The 26,839-nt window shown below is 30.9% G+C and carries 26 protein-coding genes; 9 read left to right on the top strand and 17 right to left on the bottom strand.

The window, feature by feature from the left end; translation table 11 throughout:
• Positions 1-129: 129 nt before the first annotated feature.
• The 4 genes from V9L05_RS12355 to V9L05_RS12340 form a co-directional block, all read right to left on the bottom strand.
• Entirely contained in the window at positions 130-1,143 is a 1,014-nt protein-coding gene (locus V9L05_RS12355) for an L-threonylcarbamoyladenylate synthase (protein ID WP_338812191.1), read from the bottom strand.
• A gap of 89 nt (positions 1,144-1,232) precedes the next feature.
• On the bottom strand, positions 1,233-1,730 hold the full coding sequence (locus V9L05_RS12350; protein ID WP_338812189.1) for a hypothetical protein: 498 nt from the start codon (positions 1,728-1,730) through the stop codon (positions 1,233-1,235).
• Positions 1,731-1,783: 53 nt separating this feature from the next.
• A complete protein-coding gene (locus V9L05_RS12345) occupies positions 1,784-3,049 on the bottom strand; it encodes an NAD(P)-dependent oxidoreductase (protein ID WP_338812188.1) in 1,266 nt (421 codons plus the stop codon).
• Positions 3,050-3,194: 145 nt separating this feature from the next.
• Complete coding sequence (locus V9L05_RS12340; RefSeq protein WP_338812187.1) at positions 3,195-3,452, bottom strand: hypothetical protein; 258 nt, start codon at positions 3,450-3,452, stop codon at positions 3,195-3,197.
• Between the two features lie 71 nt (positions 3,453-3,523).
• Here V9L05_RS12340 and V9L05_RS12335 point away from each other — a divergent pair, with 71 nt between their 5' ends.
• Positions 3,524-4,324: an IS5 family transposase gene (locus tag V9L05_RS12335; protein WP_338811837.1), complete on the top strand. Its 801-nt coding sequence runs from the start codon at positions 3,524-3,526 to the stop codon at positions 4,322-4,324.
• Here V9L05_RS12335 and V9L05_RS12330 read toward each other — a convergent pair.
• The 8 genes from V9L05_RS12330 to V9L05_RS12295 all read right to left on the bottom strand — a co-directional run bounded on the left by V9L05_RS12330 (position 4,305) and on the right by V9L05_RS12295 (position 11,902).
• Positions 4,305-4,613, bottom strand: coding sequence for a barstar family protein (locus V9L05_RS12330; RefSeq protein WP_338812185.1), 309 nt, complete (start codon positions 4,611-4,613; stop codon positions 4,305-4,307). The two genes, V9L05_RS12335 and V9L05_RS12330, sit on opposite strands and share 20 nt — an antisense overlap.
• Positions 4,614-4,687: 74 nt before the next feature.
• Entirely contained in the window at positions 4,688-6,553 is a 1,866-nt protein-coding gene (locus V9L05_RS12325; RefSeq protein WP_338812184.1) for a cytochrome c peroxidase, read from the bottom strand.
• A gap of 143 nt (positions 6,554-6,696) precedes the next feature.
• Complete coding sequence (locus tag V9L05_RS12320) at positions 6,697-8,169, bottom strand: alkaline phosphatase PhoX (RefSeq protein ID WP_338812183.1); 1,473 nt, start codon at positions 8,167-8,169, stop codon at positions 6,697-6,699.
• Between the two features lie 154 nt (positions 8,170-8,323).
• Positions 8,324-9,055, bottom strand: coding sequence for a segregation/condensation protein A (locus V9L05_RS12315; protein WP_338812182.1), 732 nt, complete (start codon positions 9,053-9,055; stop codon positions 8,324-8,326).
• Positions 9,056-9,138: 83 nt separating this feature from the next.
• The gene (locus tag V9L05_RS12310) at positions 9,139-9,360 is read right to left on the bottom strand and encodes a hypothetical protein (protein ID WP_338792953.1); all 222 of its coding nucleotides are present in this window, start codon (positions 9,358-9,360) and stop codon (positions 9,139-9,141) included.
• A 217-nt stretch (positions 9,361-9,577) separates the two neighbouring features.
• Entirely contained in the window at positions 9,578-9,781 is a 204-nt protein-coding gene (locus V9L05_RS12305) for a hypothetical protein (protein WP_338812181.1), read from the bottom strand.
• A 180-nt stretch (positions 9,782-9,961) separates the two neighbouring features.
• Positions 9,962-10,642 carry a TonB-dependent receptor plug domain-containing protein gene (locus tag V9L05_RS12300; protein ID WP_338812179.1) on the bottom strand — a complete coding sequence of 227 codons (681 nt, stop codon included), beginning with the start codon at positions 10,640-10,642 and terminating at the stop codon, positions 9,962-9,964.
• A gap of 165 nt (positions 10,643-10,807) precedes the next feature.
• The gene (locus V9L05_RS12295; RefSeq protein ID WP_338812177.1) at positions 10,808-11,902 is read right to left on the bottom strand and encodes a Glu/Leu/Phe/Val dehydrogenase; all 1,095 of its coding nucleotides are present in this window, start codon (positions 11,900-11,902) and stop codon (positions 10,808-10,810) included.
• A 582-nt stretch (positions 11,903-12,484) separates the two neighbouring features.
• On the opposite strand from V9L05_RS12295, the gene V9L05_RS12290 reads away from it, so the two are divergent.
• The 3 genes from V9L05_RS12290 to V9L05_RS12280 are packed head-to-tail and all read left to right on the top strand — an operon-like array spanning position 12,485 to position 14,733.
• Positions 12,485-13,405 carry a hypothetical protein gene (locus V9L05_RS12290; protein WP_338812176.1) on the top strand — a complete coding sequence of 307 codons (921 nt, stop codon included), beginning with the start codon at positions 12,485-12,487 and terminating at the stop codon, positions 13,403-13,405.
• Positions 13,402-14,157 (top strand): hypothetical protein, encoded by a 756-nt coding sequence (locus tag V9L05_RS12285; RefSeq protein ID WP_338812175.1) that lies wholly within the window; start codon positions 13,402-13,404, stop codon positions 14,155-14,157. Before V9L05_RS12290 ends, V9L05_RS12285 begins: the two co-directional genes overlap by 4 nt.
• Positions 14,158-14,163: 6 nt before the next feature.
• A complete protein-coding gene (locus V9L05_RS12280; protein ID WP_338812174.1) occupies positions 14,164-14,733 on the top strand; it encodes a pentapeptide repeat-containing protein in 570 nt (189 codons plus the stop codon).
• A 247-nt stretch (positions 14,734-14,980) separates the two neighbouring features.
• Here V9L05_RS12280 and trxA read toward each other — a convergent pair whose 3' ends face one another.
• On the bottom strand, positions 14,981-15,292 hold the full coding sequence (trxA, locus tag V9L05_RS12275; protein ID WP_338792960.1) for a thioredoxin: 312 nt from the start codon (positions 15,290-15,292) through the stop codon (positions 14,981-14,983).
• A 550-nt stretch (positions 15,293-15,842) separates the two neighbouring features.
• Here trxA and V9L05_RS12270 point away from each other — a divergent pair.
• Positions 15,843-17,594: a S41 family peptidase gene (locus V9L05_RS12270; RefSeq protein ID WP_338812173.1), complete on the top strand. Its 1,752-nt coding sequence runs from the start codon at positions 15,843-15,845 to the stop codon at positions 17,592-17,594.
• A gap of 278 nt (positions 17,595-17,872) precedes the next feature.
• Here the strand turns inward: V9L05_RS12270 and dnaB are convergent, their stop codons facing one another.
• Positions 17,873-21,670, bottom strand: coding sequence for a replicative DNA helicase (dnaB, locus tag V9L05_RS12265; RefSeq protein WP_338812172.1), 3,798 nt, complete (start codon positions 21,668-21,670; stop codon positions 17,873-17,875).
• Between the two features lie 240 nt (positions 21,671-21,910).
• Positions 21,911-22,342, bottom strand: coding sequence for a DUF4265 domain-containing protein (locus V9L05_RS12260; RefSeq protein ID WP_338812171.1), 432 nt, complete (start codon positions 22,340-22,342; stop codon positions 21,911-21,913).
• Between the two features lie 170 nt (positions 22,343-22,512).
• Between V9L05_RS12260 and V9L05_RS12255 the strand changes: the two genes are divergently transcribed.
• From V9L05_RS12255 to V9L05_RS12245, 3 genes are read left to right on the top strand one after another with little or no spacing between them, the layout of a single operon-like run.
• Positions 22,513-23,493, top strand: coding sequence for a DUF6268 family outer membrane beta-barrel protein (locus V9L05_RS12255; protein ID WP_338812170.1), 981 nt, complete (start codon positions 22,513-22,515; stop codon positions 23,491-23,493).
• A gap of 57 nt (positions 23,494-23,550) precedes the next feature.
• Positions 23,551-23,775 carry a hypothetical protein gene (locus V9L05_RS12250; protein WP_338812169.1) on the top strand — a complete coding sequence of 75 codons (225 nt, stop codon included), beginning with the start codon at positions 23,551-23,553 and terminating at the stop codon, positions 23,773-23,775.
• Positions 23,759-24,157: a type II toxin-antitoxin system VapC family toxin gene (locus tag V9L05_RS12245; protein ID WP_338812168.1), complete on the top strand. Its 399-nt coding sequence runs from the start codon at positions 23,759-23,761 to the stop codon at positions 24,155-24,157. The genes V9L05_RS12250 and V9L05_RS12245 overlap by 17 nt, the downstream gene beginning before the upstream one ends.
• 122 nt (positions 24,158-24,279) lie before the next feature.
• On the opposite strand, the gene V9L05_RS12240 is transcribed toward V9L05_RS12245, so the two are convergent.
• Together V9L05_RS12240 and V9L05_RS12235 are read right to left on the bottom strand one after the other, a co-directional pair.
• Entirely contained in the window at positions 24,280-24,579 is a 300-nt protein-coding gene (locus V9L05_RS12240) for a hypothetical protein (RefSeq protein ID WP_338812167.1), read from the bottom strand.
• A 262-nt stretch (positions 24,580-24,841) separates the two neighbouring features.
• A complete protein-coding gene (locus tag V9L05_RS12235; RefSeq protein WP_338812166.1) occupies positions 24,842-25,612 on the bottom strand; it encodes a class I SAM-dependent methyltransferase in 771 nt (256 codons plus the stop codon).
• Between the two features lie 321 nt (positions 25,613-25,933).
• On the opposite strand from V9L05_RS12235, the gene V9L05_RS12230 reads away from it, so the two are divergent.
• Entirely contained in the window at positions 25,934-26,785 is an 852-nt protein-coding gene (locus V9L05_RS12230; protein ID WP_338812165.1) for a DUF4349 domain-containing protein, read from the top strand.
• The last annotated feature ends 54 nt before the right edge of the window (positions 26,786-26,839 follow it).

Genomic DNA, 26,839 nt, shown 5'->3' with positions numbered 1-26,839 from the left:
TTTATCAATAAAACTAACTGTCAGACACTTCTGAACGGCTTTAACCCTCAACGAAGTTAAAGTGTCTGATAGGAATAAAACAATCTCAAAATATAAATAAACTTTTGAAACAGTATACTCAACTATCAATTAATACGCTGCTCTTCTCAAACGGTCATTGATTGCTCTTCCTAATTCTTTTTCAGGTAGAAGTTCTGCTAATATAATTTTGATATTGAGTTTGTCTAATTCCCTCATATAAGAAAAAAGATTTTGAGCTGCTTCTGAAAAACTTCCTTCTTCTGATAAAATAAATTGATTTTTTAGAGGAATTTGCTTATATTTTTTATTGAATGATAAAATCCCCACTTCATTAATTTCATATTCTTTCAACATTTGCTCAATATTTCCCAAACGCATTTTTATTTTAGGTGCATAATGACTCAAAAGCATTCCAGAAGAAGCTACTTTTGTGATTTCTTCTTTTTTATTTTTGTCTTGAGCTTTATCAGAATGAGGATTTGAATTTGAATGTTCTTTCACAATCAGTTTTCCCACTACTTTCTCTAGTTCTTCTATTGCTATTCCTCCTTTTCTAAAAACTGTCAGTTGTCCATTTTCTTCGCCTACAATAGTAGATTCTACACCTATTTTACAGTTTCCTCCATCTAAAATGTAACTTACTTTTTTGCCTAATTGCTCAAAAACATGATTTGCAGTTGTGGGACTGATATAACCAAACGGATTTGCACTAGGTGCAGCTAGTGGAAAATCAAGACTTTTGAGAAGCTCTAAAGTAAGACTATGGTTTGGAATACGAACAGCAACATGTGGAAGTCCACTCGTTACAAGGTCTGGAATAATTGATTTTCTAGGTAAAAGAAGCGTCAAAGCACCTGCCCAAAAATGTTTTCCTAGTTCTTCTGCCCAACTTGGAAAATCAGTTGTCCAGCTTTTAATTTTATCGATATTGTCTGTATGGACAATCAGAGGGTCAAAAGTAGGACGGTTTTTGGCTTCAAAAATTTTGGCAACAGCCTTTATATCAAAAGCATTGGCTGCCAAACCATAAACTGTTTCAGTAGGAATAGCAACTAAATTTCCTTTTTCTAAATTTTCTTTCGCAATTTTTATATTGCTTCCAATAATTGATTTTTGATTCAAAATGTAATCTAGTTTTTCTAAAATGAATGAAAGATTATGTATTAATGTTATGTGTCGTTGGTGAGACACCAACAACAGCAAAAATTATATTACTTGTCTTGTAGAGGATGTCCTATACTAAAAAAAAATGTTCGTAATTTATCAAATATTGTACAATCTGTTTTTATGTTATCTTGAGAATCATTTTCTATTCTATCACAAGACAAACAAACATTTAATAAAGATATTATATTATGATTACTATCATAAAATACAATCATTTCTCTAAAAACTGGCGCACACATCCAATCATATTGTTGCCTAAAATCTGTACTTAAAATTTGCTGTAAAACTTCATATTCGGTACTATTTTTTATAAAAACACCAGTTTCTTTTGCTGTTGGATGAGGAAGACCTGTTTTTACTAACAGTTCTTTTGTTCCCCTAATCATTAGGCTTAATACTTTACTTCTTTCTATTTCATCTATTATATTTTTTAGTTTGACATTCAACTCCTCATTATAACTTCTACTTTCTTCTAATCTAAGAAGAGAATAGGTTTTGAAATATGAAAAGTTTAAATTTTCAATAAATTCTTTTGTAGTCATAATTATTTTTATACCCTAAGATTCTTCAAAGACTCTTAGGGTTTGAGTTTAATCTATTTTCCTTCCAAATAATCTCTCAAATACTCAAATTCTGCTGTCAAATCTTTGTCTTTGGTAAGATTTGCTCTAGCAATTCGGTTTCCATCTGTAAAATTATGCTCTTTCAAATAAGAAGGATTATCTTCAAATAATAAATACGGCAAAACTTGATCTATAAGTTCTCTACCAAAATCTCTTGAGGCATCTCTAGGAAGTTCACAAGGCAAATTATCAACTGCCATAACTGTTATATTTTTTTCATCAGAAAATGGTTTTTCTTCACTTTCTGTTTCTACATTATAATCATAAAATGGCTCTGCAATAGTAGAAGGACGACTTGTAGAAGGAATAGAACCTTCAATATCACACGTAATATCTGCTATCACTTTGATTTTAAAATCATTTTGTTTCATTTCTTCTTTAGTAAACAAAACAGGCGATTTTGGATTCCAATAGGCAGCAGCAATCAGTAAATCAGTCTTTTTAGTAAAGTCTGAAAAATGACTATTGTAGTCTGTGGCATTATTATAAAAATCTTTCAAGTCAAAATCTTTATTTTCTTTTGTTTGTCCTTTTTTGAAATGATAATCCTGTGAGCGAAGACGAGTAAAAACAGCTTCATCAAATTCTTTATTCAAATAATCTTCTGGACTGACTTCCTTTATTTTCATTCCTTCCAAAACTTCTACCGAACCTTTTGCAACTCTTCCACCTCCTGTAACGGCAATTTTGATAGTTGGAAGTTTTACTTTCTCAAATTCGCTCCACATTTCATCCATATCAAAACATTCATTGGCAGGTTTCAAATCAAACAAATCAAAACGCTTTCCATACGTTAGGATTCCATTATATGCTCCTACAATTCCTGCATAACGACCAAAAGCAATCACTCTTTGTCCTGCTGCATTTGTCAGAACCTCATAATCTATAAGACGAATATTTTTTTCTATAATTTTTTCTAATAAATCTCTATTATATGGCTGTTTTTTGATGGTATGAGAAAAAAACAAATAGGTTTTATTCGGAATAAGCTGAGGTTTTGGAACTTCTTTTACACCTAAGAGAATACTGGCTTCGTTTATATCTTCTGTAATTCTGCAACCTGCTTCTTTGTATTCTTCATCCGAAAAACAACGAATAGGACTAGGCTGAACCAAAATTTCGAAATCTTTATCCGTTAATTTATATTTATCTAAAACTTCTTTGCATTGAGTAGGAGTAAGGGCGACACGACGGTCAGGTGGCGTTTTGCCTTCACGAATAAGAGCTATTTTTTGCATAAAAAAGAAAAGGTGTTTTTGTGTGTTAAATTCAATTTTGATGCAAATTACAAAAAAATATTCCTTCTTTTACTCCTCTGTTTACTCATCGTCTAAAGTTTGTAAAAAAGCAATTACATCTTTAATTTCTTGTTGTGAAATGTTTTTACCTTTCTTTGTCATTTAAAAGATAGAGATTTATAGCTCCAATAGGTTCAGTAATTTTAAAGTTTCTATCATTTATTTGTACCAAAAGTAATAATTTTTTTCCGTGAGCAAATTTTTGTCTGCCTTGCTCTGCAAAAACATCCAAAAGCATTGTTATACTCCATTTATCTAAGTGGTTCAAGTGTCTGAAAACTATTAATGTACCTTCATCACTTACCTCATAATCACGTAAGAGCCTGTTCGAGTTTAGATACATAAAAAAGAACATCAGATTTTTTTATTAGTTAAGTTATTGATTTTCAGTTACTAATTAAAATATCAATGACTATGTTTACTAATGAATATTTATCTGATGCTCTTTGGCAATATATGAAAAAATTTATACCTTTTTCGTACTTGGAAAGAAAACGCAAACACAGTTTGTATAATATCTTTTCAGGACTATTTTACATCACTCGTTCTGGCAGTAGTTGGCGTTTACTTCCCAGTAGTTATGGTATTCCTTGGAGTAGTTTGTATGACTACTTTAGCAAATGGCAGAAGATGGGTTGGTACAAAAAACTTTTGGACAAGTTGGTCACAAGAGAACGGTTGGCTCAAGGTAGAAATGCTAAACCCTCTTTGGGTTCTATAGACTCTCAAAGTGTACAAAGTGTATATGGAGGGGAAGCTATAGGTGTAGATGGTTACAAGCTCAAAAAAGGACGTAAACGGCATATACTGGTAGATACGCAAGGAAATTTACTAGAATTAGAGATTAGTCCAGCCAATGAAGCTGACGTGAATCAACTTGCTTATCTAGCTTATTTAGCTCAATTTAGAGGAAGAAAATTCTTTAAAATTCTTGCTGATGCAGGCTATAGAAGTGCTAGTTTGGCTGCTGAAATATTTAGTCAAACAGGAGTACAAATTGAGATTGTCAATAGTCCAAGAAGAGAAAAAAAAGAGGATAAAGCATTTGTACCTCAACCCAAAAGGTGGGTAGTAGAAAGAACTTTTGCTTGGCTTAATCAAAACAGAAGACTAAAAGTAGATTATGAGAAAACTGTAGATTCTGCTAAAGCATTTGTGTATTTAGCTATGATTTTAAACCTCATAAATAAAGGGGCTAGAAGAAAGAAAAAATAAAAACTCGAACAGGCTCTAAACAATCATTGAGAGCATCAAAGTTTTTACCATAATAATCTGGGAAGTTTAATTTATGTTGAAGGTCATAGTGCAACTCTGCTTTATTTGATAAAAAATCTCCTTCAAACTCTATTATCTCATAATTTTTATCTTTCAATAATTCAATATCATAGTCCATGATACTTTCTTTATGGTATAATCTTACACAACCATTACTTATTATGTTTAAATCTATATTCTTATCTCGTATCTGTTGCCATTTTTTGGCTTTTTCTTCGTAGGTTTCCATTTAAAAAAATTAAAAAGTATACAACTTAAGTTTATGCAAATTACAAAAAAATATTCCTTCTTTTACTCCTCTGTTTACTCATCGTCTAAAGTTTGTAAAAAAGCAATTACATCTTTGATTTCTTGTTCTGATAGATTCAAAGGTTCGGCTGGTAGAGTTTGATATTCTAAATCAATTCCGATTCCTGCGCCTCCACCACGGTTATAAAAATCCATTACTTGTTCTAGTGTTTGATAAACACCATTGTGCATATAAGGAGCTGTTTTTGAGATATTTCGAAGTGTTGGCGTTTTGAAAAAATGCTTTCTTTCTTCCGTTTTGAAAATGGCATATCTTCCAAAATCAGTATCAATTTTTGCATTGAGAGTATCGTTTTTTGAAGGGACTCCAATAAGCTCAATTTCAGATTCTCTAAACGAAGGAGGAACAGTTCCATTGAAAAGAGGTGCAAAATGACAGGTCGCACAGGCAGCTTTTCCCATAAAAAGATTGAAACCATTGATTTCATTTTGTGTAAAAGAATTTTCTGTTCCTTTCATATTTCTGTCTAATTTAGAAGAAAACGGTGAAAGACTTCGGATATAATCTGCCATTGCTGTTCTGATATTTTGTTCTGTCAAACTATCTGAATAAAGTTTTGAAAACTGCTGAACATAAATAGGATTTTCTTTGACAGCTTTTAATAAAATTTCTGCATTTGTATGAAATTCTGTTTCATTGTTGATAACTGATACAATTTGCCCTTCCAAGCTTCCTGCTCTATTATCATAAAAAAAACCTTTTTGAAGTGCTGCATAAGTTAGTGTTGGACTATTTCTTTTTTGTCCTTCAGGAATTTTCTTTCCATCTGTAAATGCTCGGCTTTGCTGATGACAGGTTGCACAACTCATTTTTTTGTTGCTAGAAAGATTTACATCATTAAAAAGCTGTTTTCCCAAAACGATTTTGTCTTTGGAAATTTGTCCTAATTTTTGGTCAGAAAAGAAATTTAGATTGAATGTAGAATCTGAAAAAAGCGAAGTTGCATCGTTTTGAAAAGCAAGTTCTAAAGGAAAATCTATTTTCCAATCTTTTACTGTTTTGTTCCAAAGCCTAATTTGTGCTTCTGTGTGATTTTTTATGAATGAATATCTATCAAAATTTTCAAAATTGGTTTTGTCATCTTCATTCAGAAACTGAACACTTTTCTTTAATGATTCTTTCCATTTTTGATAGAGTTGCTGGTCTTCAAATTGAGTTTTAAAAAAAGACAAATAGTTTTCTAACTCTTGATAAACGATTTTATTGTCATAAAGAGAAATTCCAGAAGGCGAGTCAAAACCTGTAACTCCTGTCAAGGCAACTCTAAAAATAGCATCTCTAAAAAGCCACAAAAAATGATAATTTTTATACACAGAAAGATTTGTATTCCTTTCAATCAATCGAAGACGTTGAAGCGTTTTGTCAGCATTTTTTTGAATTTTTTTGACTATTTCTTTTTCTATATTTCCAGTTGGATTGATTTCTAAAAACAAAAGCTCTTCCAATACTTGAAAACCAAAAGGCTCATTTATTTTGATATTGGTAGCATCTTCTTCTTCTACTTTCAAAAGATTTGGAGAGATAAGTGTTTTGTAATTATTTGCATCCACAAAAGATAAAATCGGTTCTATTTTCTTAAAATTATTTCTAGCTTCTCTATAATGTTCTTGACTTTTTTGGATATGAATTTTATTATAAGCTGTGTCTTTATCGATAAAATTGAGTGCTTTTTTGGTAGCTTCTAAATTATTGATACAGTTTTCTATATTGGATAAATAGACTGTTTCTATTTCTTTGAATGGATTTTTAGTTTCTTGAAGATTATTTTTTTGAGAAGTTTCTTTTTGAGAATCTGTACAAGAAACGGCTATAAAGAAAACAATAGAAATTAAAGTGAGGAGAGAAATTGGGAATTTCATTTGAGGTAATTAAAAAATCCTCGTTGACGGTTCAGACCTCAACGACGGTTAGTATTTGTAATATAAATTATCAAAAACCCTAAGAAAAAATTGAATAATTCAATAGTTTCTTAGGGCTGTTTTAGTAAATAAGAATAGAAAAATTATCTTCCTAAACCATTTACAATAAATAACATACTTCCTTCTTTTGTACTTGCATCCACATCTGAAACAGCATTTGGATCTGTAAAAGGAGTTCCGTCAGCACTTTCCCAACCGTGATTTTGAGTAATTACTAAGAATGTTTCATCAACTCCTACAATATCAGAAACATCAATCATTCCTGTAATTTCCCAAACTCCATTTTCTGTTCCATACCCTTGTGCTGCTGCTGTAACTTGGTCACATTCCAAAACTACTTTTAATGCTCCTGTTCTCAAATCATATTGATATAAACGTGCGTAATGTGTTTTGTCTTCTGTATCAAAGTAGCCATTTGGATCTTCTTGAATATAAGCATAATTTTCAGTTACTAGGATATTATCTGGGCTATGAAATGCTTTTGCTTTTCCATCTAATTTGTCACCATCTAATACACAAGTGATTTTACCTGCCTTAGTTGGATCTTCTGGATTCATTTCTAGTTTATAAACACGTCCATAAAAAGTTCCTTTTCCTTCTAAACCATCTTTTTTACGACCTGTAACACAAAAATAAACTTCTCTGTTGTTGTTTGCAGAACCTCTTCTCCAGTCAATATCTTCTACTCTTGAGAATCCCATTGTACCTTTTTGTTTGGCTTCTGCATCTAACAAATCAATATTTGTTTCATTGAGTTCTACGAATTCCATGTCATAAGAAGTCCCTTCTTTCATATCCATTTCATAATTGATACCATTTGAAGTTACTTTTAGTCCGTAAAGCTTTCCACCTTCTAAATCACCTCTATCACCAACATACATTCCTAATTGTCCTGATGGTATAGCATCATCTGAATGATCATCACCAATAAAAACAACTGTTTTGTTAGCATAAGCATCTTTTCCAATTGGAACAGCATTTTCTGTCGACCATTGTCCCATTGCAGTAAGCATACGAGGCGAAGAAGCCGAAGTTGCACTTTTGAAAGGGTCAGTAGCAAAAACACCTTTAGATGCGCCTCCCCATTCTCCACCAGACAAATACAAAGGACCAAAACCATGTTCTTGAGGAGTAATAAGAGTTCCCGAACATTGAGCTGTTGAAGCTGTTGCTTGTGCGTTGAGGATATACTCGCCTTTTACAGGTTTGAATGTTTTATCAAGCGTAATTCTAGCAATAGAATAATCAGATTCAATATTATTGATGAGTGTAAAAGTTCCATCAGCATTTTTCAACAAGCCAGCACCATCAGCCATTGAGCCATAAACGAAATTAGGACTTTCGCTTAATTTGTCTTCTGAAGTAAGCAAAGGCATCACTTTTACACTAGAAAATTCAGAAGAAAGTTTTAAAAATGAAGGTGTAATAGAATGAGCAGCCAATTCTACATCTGTAGTGATTACATCAGGTGTATCATTATCGTCGTCTTTACAAGCTGTTGTTAGATTTAAACCTACAAAAGCAAGGGTCAATAAAGTAAATTTTGAAGTTTTCATTTTGATAATATTGAAATAGTAAATTTTTGAATGAGCATTTAGTGTTTTTTTTGATGCTGCAAACTTACTACTCGTGCCTTACCTACTGATTAACTCCTTACTAAGAAATTGCACTTTTTTGATATACTTTGTTTGGTTTTACTTAACAAAAAATTTATCCTTTACATAAAAAGAATTCATTAAAATCGGGTTCTTCGCTGATTTCTAGCTTAATATCTCCTACTTGAATAAGTTCTAAGATTGCCAAAAAGTTAAAAACGACCAAAACACGGTTTCCACTTTCTTTCAAGACTTCCAAAAAATTTACTCTTTCATTATTCAAAACCTTCTGAATCAAATAGGCTCTTTGATTATTTACGCTATATGGATAAGGTTTTATATTACTCAGTTTTGGCTGTGAAAGCTCATGCAATTCCATTACATTTTGGAAGGCTTTCAATAATTTATACAAATCTACATCTTCCAAATCTACATCTTCTGGACGTACTTTTGAAAGGGTTTTGAGTTCTGAAATAATATTTCCTCTCGTTTCTCTAGCCAAAGAATCATCTTCTAAATTAGAAAGCTGCTGAATAACAGGGCGATAACGCTTGTATTCTAAAAGCTGTTGGATAAGTTCTTTTCTTGGGTCAATGACATTTCCTTCTTCATCTACCTGCTCACGAGGAAGTAACATTTTTGCTTTTATCTGCATCAGCGTTGCAGCTACTACAATAAATTCGCTTGCCAGTTCAATATTCATTTTTTCTAGCGCACGAATGTACTCCAAAAAATCAGTCGTTACTTTGGTAATCGGAATATCATAAATATCTAATTCGTCCCTCTCAATAAAGAAAAGTAACAAATCAAATGCGCCTTCAAAAACGGGTATTTTTATTTCGTACATGGATGCAAAGTTAGAAGTATGAAGTTAAATTTTAGAAGTTATTTGATAGGTGTAATAAAAAAATAAGTCTAATTAAATTTCTGTTATGTAGATTTTACTTCATAATATCGATTAATTGCCTTATTAATTACTAATAATAGATCATTTCCATGGTATTGAATTGTGCCTTCTATAGATTTTACCCTACTAATTACAACTGTAATTGTATCTTTTTCTCTCGCTCCATCAAGTTTAACCAGAACAATATTACTCTCTTCTTTTATTTTTTCTAATTGCTCAAAGGCTTCTTCTAGGTTATACTTCATTGTTTTTTAGTTAAAAAAAGTAATTAAATTTATGACTTCTTTCTATTCTCAATAAATAATTTTTCTCGTTCTAATTCTGCTTTTAGTTCTTCTTCGGTAGGGAGATAAAGCATGTATTTTAGAATTCGTGACGCAGTGTGTCACAAATTGACAAAAGAGAATAGAATCAGAATTTATCTAATTTCTACTCTCTCTTTTTTCAATCTTTAAAGAAATATTAAAACTCCAAATCGTCATCATCAAATTCTAATTTTTCGTCGCATTCAAAACAAAAGAGTTCGATTGCACTGTCATCTTCTACCAACATCGATTCTTGAAAGATAAGTTTTCCATCTTCTGCCGAAAACACATCAAAATGATTGGGTTTGGTTACAAACTCGTTGCTACCACAAGATTCACAAATATATTTTTCTGTTGCCATATTTTTTAATAAACTGGTTTTTTAGTTCTTTTTCCAAACGCTAAAGTGTATGGTACATTTTTGCACATTAAAAATGTACGCTACATATCGATACATTTTTTTTCAAATTTACACACAAAAAAGCGTATTATAGTAAAATACAATATGCTTTTTTTATAAAAATCTGTGTTATGTAATTTTTTAATTTTCAATAACAAGTTTGCGTTCGATAATCTGATTTCCAACTCTAATTTTGAGTGTATAAATTCCATTTTTTAAGAAATCAGTTTGGTATTTGATTGTTTGTTTTCCTGCTTCGTATTCTCCTTTTACAACTTCATAACTCTCTAAAGTTTGAAGGTTATATATTTGGATTTCTACTTCTGATTTTTCTTTTATATCTAAAGCAATATTTACAAAATCTGATGTAGGATTAGGAAAAATATTTATTGCAATTTCTTCTACTAATTTTTCTATTTTCTCTTCTTTGATTTCTTTCTTTCTCAGTGTAATTAAAATTACGCCATTTGCTCCTCTAGAACCCCAAATAGCCGTTGCTGCTGCGCCTTTTAAAACTGTAATTGATTCAATATTATTTGGAGAAAGATTTTTAAAAGTAGAATCATTTTCAGAAAGTGGAATACCATCTATCACATATAAAGGTTGGGTATTACCAGTAAGAGATGGGGAACAACCTCTTATTCTGATTATTTTTTGATTTGTACTATCTGTCTTAACAGAACAGAGGGAAATATTACCAAAAAGAGACTTTATATTTTCTAGTTGTGATTGTGTTTCAATCTGTCCAAAAACTAAATTTTCCTGTTCTCCAATAAAAAATAAAACAAAAATTATAAAAATGATTTGATAGATTTTTTTCATAGCAGTAGATTAATTTTAAGATAATTTGTATTTCATTCTTAAATCATACGCACAAAAAAAGCGAATTGCAGCAAGGCAATTCGCTTTTTTTGTGATTTATAAATTAATCGGCTAATAAATGATTATTAAATTCGTAATTTTTAATTCGTAATTCGTAATTGTTCCTTATCTTCTAGTTTTGATATTTGCAATTGAATCAATTCTTTCTTGAGCAATCTGAATGGCTACATCTTGAGCATTTTTGTTTTCAGAAACAGAAGTATTGATTACTTCCAAACACATATCGTATAAACGCTCTGTTTTCTGAACAACCCACTCACGAGGAAGAGAAGCAAATTCAGAATAAACATTGATTACGCCACCTGAATTAATCAAAAAGTCGGGAACATAAATAATTCCACGCTCTAAACACGCATTTCCGTGAATCGTTTCGTCTTTAAGCTGATTGTTTGCACAACCTGCAATAATTTGACATTTCAAACGGCTCAAAGTCTCATCATTTACAGTTGCTCCCAATGCACATGGAGAATAAATATCAACATCTAAATCATAAATTTCTTCTAGACCTACAATTTCTACTTTGTATTTTTTTGCAATATCCATTAATCGGTCTTCATAAACATCAGTAACATAAATTTTTGCACCTTCTTTTGATAAATGTTCGATGATATATTCGCCTACGTGTCCTGCACCTTGAATAGACACTTTTTTGCCTTCTAAGCTATCACTTCCATACATTTTTTTGGCTGCTGCTTTCATTCCCATATACGTTCCAAGAGCAGTAAATGGAGAAGGGTCGCCCGAACCACCACGATTTTCGTCTAAACCAGTTACATGTTTGGTTTCCATAGCAATATAACTCATATCAACTGTTGTCATTCCTACATCTTCGGCTGTGATGTATTTTCCGTTAAGGCTTTCTACGAATTTACCAAAACGACGCAATAAAGCTTCATTTTTTTGAGTACGTGCATCGCCAATAATAACAGCTTTTCCACCACCTAGATTAAGTCCAGCGATAGAATTTTTATAAGACATACCACGAGAAAGACGAAGTGCATCAGTTACAGCTTCATTGCTAGTAGCATAATTCCACATTCTAGTTCCACCCAAGGCAGGTCCTAAAACGGTAGAGTGAATACCAATAATTGCACGAAGACCAGAATGCTCATCTTGACAAAAAACGAGATTTTCGTGTCCCATTTTTTGCATGATTTCCATTACAGAATCATTTGTCGGAGTTGTGAGTGTTTGTACCATAATATAAGAGGAAAAAGTAGGTGTGTGTTTAGCTTCGCTGAGGGCTAAAGCCGTTGAGTATTTTTTATTGGAAAAGATTAAGTTTTATTTTTTCTATTATTTTGATAAAGTAATTTCAGAAATTAATCACTATCAGTACACCTTTAAGGGGTCAGATAGTTTTTGTTAGAACTGTACTGACACTTTTGATGTGTCTGACAGCTTACTTTACGATAGTTGTCTATACAACTAGTGATTAAAAGAATTAAATAACGTGGTTTATATAATTTATTACACCAAACCAAATATAATTTTGAAGTCTGTTTTTTAATAGAATTTTATTTGTAAAGACACGTTTAGTAACTCTTAGTTCACAAAAATATAATAATTATTGAATAAATCGCTATTTCATTGATAATCAGTTAGTAATAAAAGCATTTTTTACAAAAACTCTATTCTGCAAAATCTATTTATCACAAAATAATAATCTATTAACAAGGAACATAACATTGTTAATAAATTGTTAATTAAACCGAACACAATAATAAATTTTTTTTTGATTTTTTATAAAAAATTTCGTTTTTTTTGTGCAGATTAATCTTTATGATGAATTTTGCGTTAGTTTGTCTTTATTATCCACTCAAAAATGCTATGAAATATATTCAGAAATTATTGAATCCACTAAACCCTATCTTACCAGCTTTCCTTTTGTTGATTGCTTTTCTGTGGTTTGGATATTCTAATTTTGTAAAAGAAAAATACACCGAAGAGGAGAAAATAATTTTTGAGGAGGGAATTAAATTTACTGACGAGCTTTCTGACTTATATAAAAAGGAAACAAGGCTTCCAAGAAATTACCTAAAAGAATATATTATTGAAGAAGATTATACAAGTGAGTTTTGTTTGGAACAGCATTATTTAGAATTATATGTAACAGATAAAAAATTAGATAGCCTAACTCAAGTTCTGATTAAAAATAACTTTGATAAAATAGATTTTTCGACAGGAAAAGATATTTCAATTACCTCAACTTTTGAAAAGTATATTAGTGAAGCCCAAAATATAGCTCCACTTCTCCAAAAACGCTATGAGAATTTTGATTTAGAAAATGACTTGAATAATTTTCAACTTAATCAACTTTATTTTTCTAGGGATAGTTTGGAGAGTAAGTATCATCTTGTTCGTTTTAAAACCCAACTACTAGAAATGTATCATAATGACATTCAATTTTTGAGAAAAGAAACTATTACGAATAAAGTTGAGGTAATACTTTCAAATTATGCTATACAGCCATTTATTTGTAGTGATGGATGTGGTTATCCAAATCAATATTCATTAGAACTTACTCTTTTTATTCCATTTGATACAGCAAATACAAGAATTATTACTCCCAAAAACGTAGAAACTCATTTTAATAAAAAAGGATTTTTAATTATTCCTCCTTCTCTTCGAAATGATAAGAAAGAAAAACTAGCTGTTGGTAGAATTTGTGGTTCAGATACCACCACAATGATAAAATTATGAAACAAGTCAAAAAATATATAGCCATATCACTTTGGGCAATTCTATGTCTATTTTTGATACATCAATATCGTTCAAACTCTTTGGTAAAATCAGAAGAACAAAAAGCTATTTTTATCACAAATCAGAAAATCAAAGAAAGTACTCAAAAAATACATCAAAGTAAACTAAAAAAGGCAAATTTTGATATTGAAGAACGAGGAAATAATTATAGAGATAGAGCATTTTTTAATAAAATAAAAAATGCTTATTTTGATATTGAAAACCTTTATGAAACAGATAAGATTAATCTTCAAAGTTTAAAATCTTCTCTTACAGATAGTGCTTCCAAATATATTACTACACACCCTCCTAACCCTGTAAATAATAACTCTAAAACTCTGAAAGAAATTTATAAAACTAACTTATATCAAAATGCTTATAATTTGCTAAATCAAGAGTATAGTATGCTTTATGGAATATATTGTGGTTTTAACAAAAGTGTTATACTAAATTCTAGTGATACAACTTTAGGTTTATATTCTACTTATAACATAAATAGATATATTGAAATTCCAAAGACAACTATTCAATTCATTAATCAAACAGATAATACAAAGTCAGATTGGAAATTACAATTTGACAAAAATTTCACAGAACCTATCATTTTTCAAGTCAATACGCATACAAAAACAGGAATTATTGCAAAACGCTATCAAATCAAACCTAAAAAAAATCAAAAATTACAGCCTTTTGATTATGAAGAAATAAAATAAAAATTTATGTCAGAATATATTGTATCAAAATCATATCAAAACGAGGATTTTACAGAAAATGAGTTGCCAAAAGGAGAATATGAAGAATGTACTTTTCTGAATTGTATCTTTTCTCATAGCAATTTATCACATAATACATTTATTAATTGTAGCTTTGAAAACTGTGATTTGAGTAGTGCAAAACTAGGAAATACCTCTTTTCAAGAAACAAAGTTCAAAAACTCTAAACTCTTAGGTCTTCAATTTTCAGATTGCAATCCTTTTTTATTGGTTTTACATTTTGAAAACTGTTTGATTGATTTTTCTTCCTTTTATCAACTCAACCTCAAAGATGCTACGTTCAAAAACTCAACACTAAAAGAAGTAGATTTTACAGAATGTAATCTCAAAAATATAGCTTTTCAAGACTGTGAACTAGCAGGAGCAGTTTTCGAAAATACAATTTTAGAAGGAACAGACTTTAGAAACGCAACTAATTATTCTATTAACCTAGCCAAAAATAAAGTCAAAAAAGCTAAGTTTTCAAGTTATGGAATAAAAGGACTTTTGGATAGCTATGATATTTTGATTGAATAATTGATGTTACGCAAGAATAAAACTTTTATAAATTACTTTCATAAATAAACGAAACGCACGATTTTAATCGTGATAAAACAGGTAGAGAAAGGTAGAAAACAGCACGCTTTGTTTTGTTTTACCATAACTAAAGTTATGGGTTTCATTTTGGCTGCGTAATATCATTGAATAGTTTTTAAAACTAAAAAAGTCCTTTCCCATTTTAAAAACAGAAAAGGACTTTATCTTTTTATAAAAATAGCTCTGTTTACTTTACCAAATGAGGATCTACCATTGAGCGAAGACCTGCAAGAGGCATCATACCCGACTGACGAGCCACTGCTTCTCCGTTCTTGAAAACGATAAAAGTAGGAATTCCACGCACATTAAATGTAGAAGCAACAGCAGGATTGGTATCTACATTTATCTTAATTACTTTTACTTTTTCTCCCATCTCAGAAGAAAAGTCAGTAATCACAGGTGTCATTGCCTGACAAGGACCACACCAGTCTGCATAAAAATCTACTAAAACAGGTGTTTCTGATTGAATAATATCTTGAAATGATGGTTTAACGTCCATAATATTGAATTTTTTGATGTTTTATAATTGAGTTGAAAAAATGAGTTGAGAAATTTGATGCTCCTAACTTAATTCAAATTAAGTTATACAAACATATCAACATTCTTTCATATATACGTTTTTTATCATAAAAGGTTTTATTGGGCTAAACTATTTCTCTCTTCAGATTATTAAAGTAATATAAAAAATCTACTCCTGAACTGATAAGCTCTATTTATTCAAAATCCGTTAAATCTTATTAAAAGCCTTCAAAAATTGTTTTTATTCTATTTGCTTGAGTGAAATATGAGTTATCTTAGGAAGAATTACGAATTAAAAATCACGAATTGTGAATTTAAATCTCTGTTTATCAACAAATTAAAAATAGCAATTTACTTAATTTCTATTGCTCAGTAACATCATCAGATTTTTTATTAAAATAATTTTCTATATAAAATTGTTTTTCAACAACTTTACTTAATTTTGTTTGATTAAGAAGAAGTTAACTTATAAAGATAAATCAGTAAATCAATTTAAGAATCAATCATTATCTAATTTATAGTATAGTTTTATGTCAGAAAGTAATTCAGAGTCTTCTAATGAGCGTCTTATCTACACACGTAGTACGCCTAAAGAAAATAAAGCAAAAACAAAGTCAGATACTTCTATTTCAGCAGCTCAAATCAAATTACCAATTTTTACAGCCATTGCTTTAGGAGTAGGATTAATTTTTGGCGCACGTTTTTTTGGTAGTCAAGACAACTCATTTACAACTTCCTTAATTGGTCTACAAACAGAAGAAAGTGCATCTGACCAAGCCAAAAAAATGCGTCAAGTGCTTTCTTATATTGAAGATTATTATGTAGATACTGTCAATTTAACAGATATTACAGACCACGGAATAAAAGAAATGCTATCCAAACTTGATCCTCATACCAGTTATATTCCTGCAAAAGATGTAGAAATAATGAACTCTCAATTAGAAGGAGATTTTGAAGGAATAGGTGTTGAGTTTGTGCTTTTTGAAGATACAATTCAAGTGATTATGCCAATTCCGAATAGTCCATCTTCACGAGCAGGAATAGAAGCAGGAGACAGAATTATAAAGGTAGATGATACGCCAGTTGCCAATGTAAAGATTGATAATAGAAAAGTTTTTGATTTGCTACGTGGAAAGAAGAATTCAAAAGTAAACTTGACTGTTTTTCGTCCTTATCAAAATAAAGAACTTGTTCTGACTGTTGAGCGTGGCACAATTCCTACCCATACAGTAGAAGTAGGTTATATGCTTACTCCAAAAACAGGTTATATAAAAGTTTCTCGTTTTGGCATGAATACTTTTAAGGAATTTGAAACACAACTAAACAAGCTTCTTCGTGAAGGAATGAAAGATTTAGTTTTAGATTTGCGTGGAAATCCAGGTGGTTATATGGATCAAGCTGTCAGAATGGTTGATGAGCTTTTGGCAGGAACAGAAATGATTGTTTATACTGATGGAAAAAAAGACCGTTTTGATAGTGAAGAAAAAGCACATCGAAAAGGAAATTTTGAAGAAAATGCTGTGATAGTTTTATTAGATGAAGGAAGTGCTTCTGCTTCTGAAATTGTAGCTGGTGCTTTACAAGACAATGATAGAGCTTTGATTGTTGGAAGGCGTTCGTTTGGCAAAGGGTTGGTTCAGAAACCAATTACACTTCGTGATGGCTCAGAACTTCGTCTTACTATTTCAAGATATTATACACCAAGTGGTCGTAGCATTCAAAAGCCATATAGCGACACAACAGATTATAGTTTGGAGATTATGGAACGTTATACCAATGGCGAATTATATCAAGCTGATAGTTCAAAAATGAATACAGAGAAAAAATATAAGACGCTTCATGGAAGAACTGTTTATGGAAGTGGTGGAATAATGCCTGATATTTTTGTGTCAAGAGATACTTCTTATTTTACGCCTTATGTCGATTCACTTTACTCTAAAAGTGTGGTAAGAAACTGGACAAGTACCTACTATAATCTCAATAAAGAGAAATTTAAAGCGATGAAAGTAGATGAATTTATTTCTAACTTTACTATTGATAAAAAACTAGAAAACGACTTTTTAAATTTTGCCAAAAATCAAAAAGTAATTTTTAATGATGCTCAATATCAAATTTCAAGAAGTTTTATTTTGAATCAAATAAAAGCAAGTTTAGCAAAACTAAATTGGCAATATGAAGGATATTATCCTGTTTTAAATCAAGAAGACAAAGAAATTAAAGTTGCTTTGGAAAATCTTAAAAAAGCAGAAGAGCTCAAAAAATATTATTTGATAAAGGAATAAAGGTTCTCTGACAATTTTTGTACTATGTCGTTGGGGGGACACCAACAACGGCAGGTTATAGCCGTTGTCGGTGCCCCCACCGACGACTATCAATATTCAAAATTCGAATAAAATCAATAAGGTGCAAAAATTGTCAAACAACTGGAATAAATATGGTTTTAGAAAATAGTTTGAATTTTCTTTTTTAACAAAAAACCTTCTTAATTATAAAATTGAGAAGGTTTTTTGTTTTTTAGTATGCTCTTTTTAGTGGAAATTAATCTTAAATGCTATTTATTTTAAAAAGGAGGTTCATCATCAAAATCTACTGATTTTTTATTCTTCAAATCATCAGCAATTGGATTCATATTATTTCCTTTGCTTTGAAGTGTTGTAAATCCGTCGTCTATTGGAGGCATATTTGAAAGATTGTCATTTGCATTCGGAAAGCCACTATCATAGCCCGTATTTCCTGCTGAAAAACTTCCCTCATCCAAATCTTGAAATTTTGTATATTTTCCTACAAACTGTAAAGTAACCGTTTCCAAACTACCATGACGATTTTTTGCAATTATTACTTCGGCTGTTCCCTGTGTAGGATTTCCCATTTCATCTTGTGTAATTTCATAATATTCTGGACGGTAAAGGAAAATTACCATATCTGCATCTTGCTCAATAGAATTATGAACGATTATATCATTTGCTACAAAATTATGAACTTCTGGTACGGTTGCATCAAAAACATGTTCCTCTTGCAAAGGAATAATTTGAGTTATTTCGTCCCAAAAAATATCAGAATTACTTAACAAATCCAATTCTTCACACTCTAAAGCAACAGCGACACAATTCAATTTCTCTCTTGAAATTGCTTTTGAATACATATTAGACCCTGAATAACTAATTCCTACTTTTGCAGCTACATTTCGCCAAGATAAGCCTAGCTTTTCTTTGCTGTTTTTTATGTTATTTTGCCAAATTTCTACAGGAACTGTATCTACATTCGTATTCGGACTAATTTCCTTCAAAAAAGATAATAATGAAGGAATAATTTCACCTCTCTCTCCATAACAACCAATTTCTTCAAGAAACTGAATCATATTTGGAGTTCCTTCTATCCAAACATTATACATTTCTTTTGATTTTCTGATAATGGAATGGATGCCACAACGTAAAAGTAAAGAATGCACTTGTGAAGATAGAATTTCACTACTAGAAGCATAATAAATAGCAGCAGAATTTTTACGTCCATTTTTGGCTTTTACTAAACTAATATTTCCATCTGTTGCCCATAAATGACTAAGAAATACACAAATATCTTCTTTTGTTGATTGAAATACTTTTTCTGAAATACGTTTATGTTTTGAACGAACTCTCTCTATTCCTAAACTCTCATACCAACTTGTAATAGGATGTTTTTTTCCATGAGTTAAATGATAAGGACATTTTAAATAAAGATGCCACCAATTTTCTTGTTTTACTTCTTTTGAATCAATATCAAATAATTCTTTTGCTGCTTTAGCTACAATCTCAATATTTTCTCTATCTGCACTCGTATAGTGATAAGGTTGTTTATGTAAAATACAGCCATCTCCTAATAAATGAGCTAACAAAATTAATTCATTTTTGGAAAGTACAGTATTTTTTGTTTCCACATTAGTATTCCTTGGAACTCCAATTCTATCTCCTACTTTCAAATTTTCTAGTGCTGTCCAGCCTTCTAATTTTAAAAATGGATGATTTGCACTTGCTTTTATTGATTTTCCAGAACGAGTAATTAATTGATAGGGCTGTTTTATTCCAGAATAAAACACTTTTGACATCAAATAAGGTCTGATTTTTTTATCATCTCCTAAAGCCAAACAGTAAAAAGGAGTTTGTTCTTCTCGGTCTGCTAGTTCTTTTATCGTAAATAACTTTCCTGTATGCGCTTCTGTAATTTGTGTATCTCCAGTCAAACAACCCGATTCCCTCAAATCTGAAAGCATTGGTTTTTTATCTCCACCACGAGTTTCTACGGCACGAGAAAGCTGAGAAAGTGCCATTACAGGAACGTCAAGCTCTTTTGCAAGTTGTTTTAAAGCTCTTGAAATACCTGCAATTTCTTGCTCACGATTTCCTCCTCCTTTTCCAGAATCGCCAGACATAAGTTGCAAATAATCAATGACAATCATATCCAAATTATGCTGAGATTTTAATCTTCTCGCCTTTGCACGAAGTTCTAACATCGTGATAGCTGGGGTGTCATCAATAAAAATCTTGGATGCTGAAAGTTGAGTAGTTCGGTGGACAAGTTGCGCCCATTCGTGGTCTGCAATACTTCCATTACGCAATTTCTGACTTTCTACTTCTGCTTCTGAGGACATCATACGAGTCAAAAGCTGTTCGGCTGACATCTCCAATGAGAAAATAGCAACACAATGGTCATATTTTACAGCTGCATTTGCCAAAGCTGAAAGAACGAAAGCTGTATTATGTGTAAGTGTAAAATCATCAGTTACATACAAACTATCAGCACTATCAATTTTGATACAGGCAGCTTCTTTTTTTCCAACAAAATCTATTTTGGTAATGTACTTAAAGAGTGGCGAGAGGCTATTACTAGTAGTCGTTTGTGCGCCTATTTCCAAATCTAAAAGATTAGCAGGAAGTTCAAACTCTAAATAAAAATAATTCTCTCCTTTTTCATTTTTCTTTTCTGCAACAAGAACCATTCCTCCCAAAGAGCGAATCAAAAAAACAAAATCATCTTTAATTCTGATTGAATCTGTCTTATATTTTCCTTTTGAATCATTATCCAAACGCCCTGAAAAAGCCAACATTCCTTCTAAAAGTTCGGTTCGTTGTCGCACACTTGACCATAAATATTCTTTAGGAATAAAAGGATCTTCTGAAAAATTGACCATTTGGTCACCAAAGGCATTTTGTAGCTTTTCGTATGTTTCAGCCATTCTTTCGCTGGTCTTAAATGCTTCTTTATTGGCTAAAAGACTCGTTTGACTTTGATTGGCTACAAAAAGACCTACTAAATAACTACTCAAAGGCAACTTTTTTTCTTCCCATTGAATGGGCATAACCATCGGAATATAATGATTTGGTTTGCCTGAGCCTGTCAGAAGTGTATTTTTGATTTGAGATAAAGAACGAACAGCTAGTTTATTTTCAGACTGTTGAAAAGTTATCCATAAATGTTCGTCACAACATTCAGTACTTGTATTATCTTCAAAAGTTACCTTATAAATTGATTTTTTACCTTGTGGAAAAACGTCTTTTACTTTATGGAATTTGCCATCACTTCCTGCCAAAACATCATCTTTTTTTACTTCTCCCATCGTCTTCCAACCATTTTGAGAGAGAAGTTTTGCATCCACAGGTTGTGCCTTTCCCATACCGGGGCGAGCTGCCAAGATAATCAAATCCGAACGCTGCCAACCTGCTGTTATTCTATCCAAAGCTGTAAATCCACTCTGAATTCCTGTAATACCTGTTTTATTTTTTCGCTTTTCTTCTAAATCTTTGAGTGTGTTTAAGTACACGGAAGCCATATCAGAGGTTCTTTTTCTGACGTTATCTTCTGTTATTTCGAAAAGTTCACTCTGAGTTTCATCTAAAAGCTCAAAAGCATCTTTTGTATCTTCGAAGGCATTTTGGCGAACTGTCGAAGCGACACCAATCATTTTTCTTTTGATAGCACGTTCCACCACTTCATGCGCATGATAGACTACGTTTGCAGACGAACTTACTTCTGTTGTCAATCGAACAAGCGCATACGCACCTCCAACAATTTCTAAATTTCCATTTTTTTCTAATTGTGTTCTGACTGTCAGAAGGTCAATTGGAGAACCTTTTGCAGAAAGTTCTAGCATCGCTTGATAAATAAGCTGATGGGCATCTTTATAAAAACTATCTGCCTTCAAAATATCGACTACATCTTCAAAAGCCTTTCTTTCTAATAAAAGCGCACCCAAAATAGCCTCTTCCAAAGGAATTGATTGAGGTGGAAGTTTACCCATTTCATTGGATAAATCGTTCGCAAAACCATTTTGCTTTTTTTTATTGAAAGAACCTTTTTTAGAAAAATTATTGGTTTTATTATCCATTTTTTTGAAGATGTATTTATATAAAACTATTTTGACTATTCTAACGCTTAAATCTACGTCACAACTATTTATTTTTTTGGAAGCGTTTTTAATACAAATTTACTAAAAATAATAGCATAAACTAAAAATTTTTGGGTTTTAATTTGTAGTTTCTCTCATGATTCTAAAGTATCTGTAGATATAAAAATAGAGCTTCATTTTTAGATTTAAAATATGTATTACAGTCAGATTGGCAAAATATTATTGATGGTTTGAAGATATACATGCCTCTTGATATTCCCATTTTTCTGCTAACTCGCCTCTATCTAAATATTTTTTTATTATAGAATAATCCGTATTAGGAGGTATATCTAAGGCAATCAAATTAGATAGATTACTTAACTCAGAATCACATCCCATTTCTTTTAACTCTCTTCTAATCTGTTTAACTTCATTATCATCTTTGAAAAGTATGTTTATAGTAGAATGCCCTCCTTCCTCTAAAAGACCTGTTACATATAAATCACCATCTTTTTCTTTAACAGAAACTATATCGTTCCAAGAATAATTTTTAGTGTAAAAAAGTATGTTTTCTAAACGATAACCTCCATCAATCTCTACACCCCAAGCACTTTCTATACTATCTGTATTAAAAGCCGTATGAATGAATAGTATTTTTTTATAATTACTCATCTTTAATTTTTATATGCTTTAAAAGCTTTTTTTGAGAAAATAAACAACATAAAACTAAAAACTTGTGCGTAAATTTGTTGTATCATTATTTCCCTAAACTACATAAAATAATTCATAGACTAAAGTCTATGGTACGTTTTCGCACTCTAAAGAGTACGCTACATTTTATTATGAAAAAATTATCTTATTCTCTACTTGTAACTTTCTTATTTCTAATTTCCTTCAAAAGTCATTCTCAAAATATTGGTCTTGGTTTTTTGTTTCGTCCTAACATTACACTCGGAACGGCTATTGTTCCTACCCAAAACGTAGAAGATAGTTTGAAATTTGGAATCAATCGTTTTTATGCCAATTTAGTTGTTCCTTTGAGTGGAAAATTGAAGTTAGATTTAAAAAATATCAATGCTTCTTTTACGCAGCATTTTCTGACAGTCAATACAGGTTTGAGATTGCCACAAGGAAATTTAGTAGAAGATAATACTAAAATTTATAATTTTTCGGCAGGAATTACAGGTGTTCATGCTAATATTCGTAGTGGTGTTTGGTTTTATACAGTTAATGGTGGAATTGTACAAGATATTCAGAAACTCAATGAGTCTAGTCCATTTTTTACGGCTGCTGGTGCGTATATTCGGGTAAAAGGAATTTATAAACATAATATTTACGGAGTAGCTTTACTTTATCAATACGAACGTTTTTTCCCTGTTCCTATTTTGGGAATTAATCGTAGATACAATAAAAAATGGTTTTTGGAGCTGCTTTTACCTGCACAAGGTGCAATGCGTTATCAGTTTAGCAAAAATTTTAAAGCTGGTGTTTTGGTCGGTTTGGGGAGTTTTCGTGCTGGTGTAAATAGTTCTACAAGTATTACTTTACCAAGTTTAACTTCAGGAGGAAAAGGAAATTTGAATCTTAATTATACTGAACTTAAAATTACTTCAGTATCTGAATTGAAAATCAAAAATGGAATCTTTTTAAGTAGTGAAATAGGCGTTTCGACAGCTCGTTCTCTTTCTTTCTTACGTACTTCTGACAATGAAATTAGTTTTGGAGCTTCTACTGTTCCTTATGGTGCAATAAATCTGCATATTGATTTACAAAAATCTAAAACCAGTCCGATTAGTTCTCGTCTTTTTGGGAATGATTTTTAAGTAAACTACATTTTATTTTTTTTCGTATATTTATAAAAAGCTAAACGATTTAAAATTATGAAAATAGAATTAAACTTAGATTTTACGCAGTTACTCCTTATTATTGAACAATTACCAAGTTCCCAAAAAGAAAAATTAATTGATTTGCTCACTAAAAATAAAACAGAAGATGAGATAAACACATCGAATCCTTCTAAAAAAAGAAAATTAGGAGGATATGAAATTTATATGAGTGATGATTTTGATGAACCTTTAAGCGAATTTGATGAATACAGTAAGTAAATACTTGATAGATACACATATTTTTCTGTGGATTTTGTCCGATTACAAAAAACTCTCTACCAAAGCATTAGAGATTATAGAAAATACAGATAATATACTTTTTTTGAGTAGCATAAGTTTTTGGGAAATAGCCATTAAATCTAGTATTGGAAAGCTAAATATTCCTATTTCTTTGAATGATTTGGAAAAAGAAGCTCAAAGCCGAAATATAATTACCTTAAATATAACAACTAAACATTTTTTGAATGTTGCTAATTTACCTTTTCATCATCAAGACCCTTTTGATAGAGTTATTATTAGTCAATCTCATTTAGAAAATATTCCTCTTATTTCTGCTGATGGAAAATTTCAAGATTATGAAGAAATAAATTGTATTTGGTAATCTAAGATAAAATTACCCAAACATAAATTAAAAAACTCTCTTTCCTCGGTTTTTCAAGGCTTATATCTAAAAAAATAAGAACCCTAGCTATTTCTAGCTAGGGTATAAATTTGATAATCCGTTTAATTTGCGCTTTTGGGTTTTTTATTCTTTTTCTTCCTCTTCCTTTTCTTTTTGCGCTTTTTAGGCTTATTTTTATATTTCTGAGAGCCTAATTTCTTTCTATTTTTATTATCTACCTTACTATTAAGACCTTTTAATAAAAATTTAAAAGACTTAGGTAATAATATATTTATTTGCTTTTTTATAAATTTAAAAACCTTTTTTACTGTATATTTATAAACTGCAAATAATTTACAACTAAATACTAAGTATTCTTGATTTGATACAAGTAACTTCGTAATTGAGTCGACAAACTCCATCTATAAAACTAAGTTGTTATAGTTTTAGAAGTTGTCAATCTTTGATTTTGTTTCATTCTTTTATGGTTTTATATGATGTGATATAACCGATATAATGTTTATACCACGTTTAAATATTAGAAATAAATATTTCTAAACACAAGAAATCTTTTGTGCAGTAACCACTATAACAAACACCATTCTAAAGAAACAATATATGACATAAAGTCATAAAACCAGAATTATAGTCTTAATATATTCAAATAAACAGTATATTATTTCGCTACTTCTCCACCACAGCAAAGAAATCAAAACATTTATCAGCATCATCAGAGATAAAATAATCGTCCATTGTAACCGAACCGACTAACGAATTATCTTGTTCTTGCAATTTTTTACGGTTCATTCTATTCAAAATATCATACGGAATTTGAAGAATTTGTCTAGGCAAATTTTGTTCTAAATTAAAAATGTCTAGCTTTTTATATTTAGCAACTGATGCCTTGTTTTGATTGTAATATTCCCAAACTTTTTCATTTCCTGTAATTCCTTTTACATCTACTTTTGAGAAATATTTCTTCAATAGTGTTTCTAATTCCTGTGCTGTATATTCTCTTGTGTGCCAAGGATTGCGAGTAAGCGAAAGTTTGATATTTGGCGTTGTCAAAATCATTTTTCCACCCTTTTTCAAAACTCGTTGAATTTCTTTTAGGTAAAAATTATCATCTTCGATATGCTCAATGACCTGTTGTGTAACAACGGTATCAAAACTTTCATCTGCTTGATTTGCAAACGGAGGAATATTTTGATTCAGAAAAGTAAATTCTGGATGCTGTTTTTGTAAGTGATTGATGAGTTCTTGGTTTTTGTCAAGAGCTGTATAATGCGTACAATGAGGTTTGAAAAGCTCTGCACCTTTCCCTACACCACAACCCGTTTCCAAAATGCTTCCACTTACATGTTTGACAGTTTGGTGATAAGCAAAAAGCAAACGCTGATGAATTACGTTATCGCTAGGAATGGTATAAGCTGTTATTTCTGTTGTTTTGAACATATATGTAGTTGACAGTTTAGCTTCGCTGATTTACAATTCCAAACTGTCGTTTTTTTGAAAGATTATTAATTTCGAACACTTAAAAAGTATTCGCTACTTATTACAAAGGTCTTAATTTTTCTTGTAAAAACGCTATAAAATGGCTTGATAAAATCTCAAATTCACATTTTATAGATTTTTTGACTACATTTTAATAGAAATTGATGAAAAATTTAAAATTTATTTATGCAAATTTCTAATTTCTTGCATCTGCTTAGTATAAAAACAGAAAAATTACGAATCACAATCAAACAACTATCAGAAACCTTAAAAACTTTAATTATGAAAACTACTTTGAAATTTTCGCTTTATGTTTGGATACTTTTTATTCCATTTTTGAGTGCTTGTGGTCAGTCAGGTTCTTCTTATAAAACAGAATCTACTGCTGATTATGCTGCCACAGAAGAAGCCACAATGGCTACATTTGTAAATCAACAAGACGGAACAGAAGGAGGTACTTCTAATGAACCTATTGTACAAGGTTTACATGTCATCAAGACTGGCAATATGCAGATTCAAGTACAGGATTTGGATAAAGCAAAAGAAATAGTCTTGCAGAAAGTAAAAGCAAATAAAGGATTTACATCAGCAGCTAATTATAATGATTATAGCTATCAAAAAACACAAAATATAACAATTCGTGTCGCTTCAAGTAACTTTGAAAACTTAATGAAAGAGCTTGCTAATATTGGTTTTGTAGAAAACCAGTCACAGAATTCACAAGATGTAAGTGAAGAATTTGTAGATATTGAAGCTCGTTTAAAAACAAAAAAAGAAGTAGAAAATCGTTATACTCAGCTTTTAAAAGATGCCAAAACTATTTCTGAAATTTTGGAAATTGAAGACAAACTACGTGTCATTCGTGAAGAAATAGAAGCAAAAGAAGGGCGTTTGCGTTATCTGAAAGACCAAGTTTCATTAAGTACAATTAATCTAACACTTACTCAAAAATTAGAGAATTATTCAAAACCACCAGAACGTTCATTTTTTAGTCGTCTCTTCGAAAACATGGGTGAAGGTTGGGATGATTTCTTGATGTTTGTAGTTGGAGTAATGCGTCTGTGGGTATTTTGGATTGTCTTGGCAGGAATTATTTTTATTATTGCAAAATGGAGAAAGGCTAGGAGGAAATAAATTTTGATTCTGCTAACTCTTTAGCGAAACACTGTGTTTTCAGTTGAGGTTCGC

The organism is Bernardetia sp. Wsw4-3y2 (assembly GCF_037126295.1).
Lineage (GTDB): Bacteria > Bacteroidota > Bacteroidia > Cytophagales > Bernardetiaceae > Bernardetia.
The sequence above is the reverse complement of the archived record's forward strand: the minus strand, read 5'-3'. Positions and strand labels throughout refer to the sequence as shown.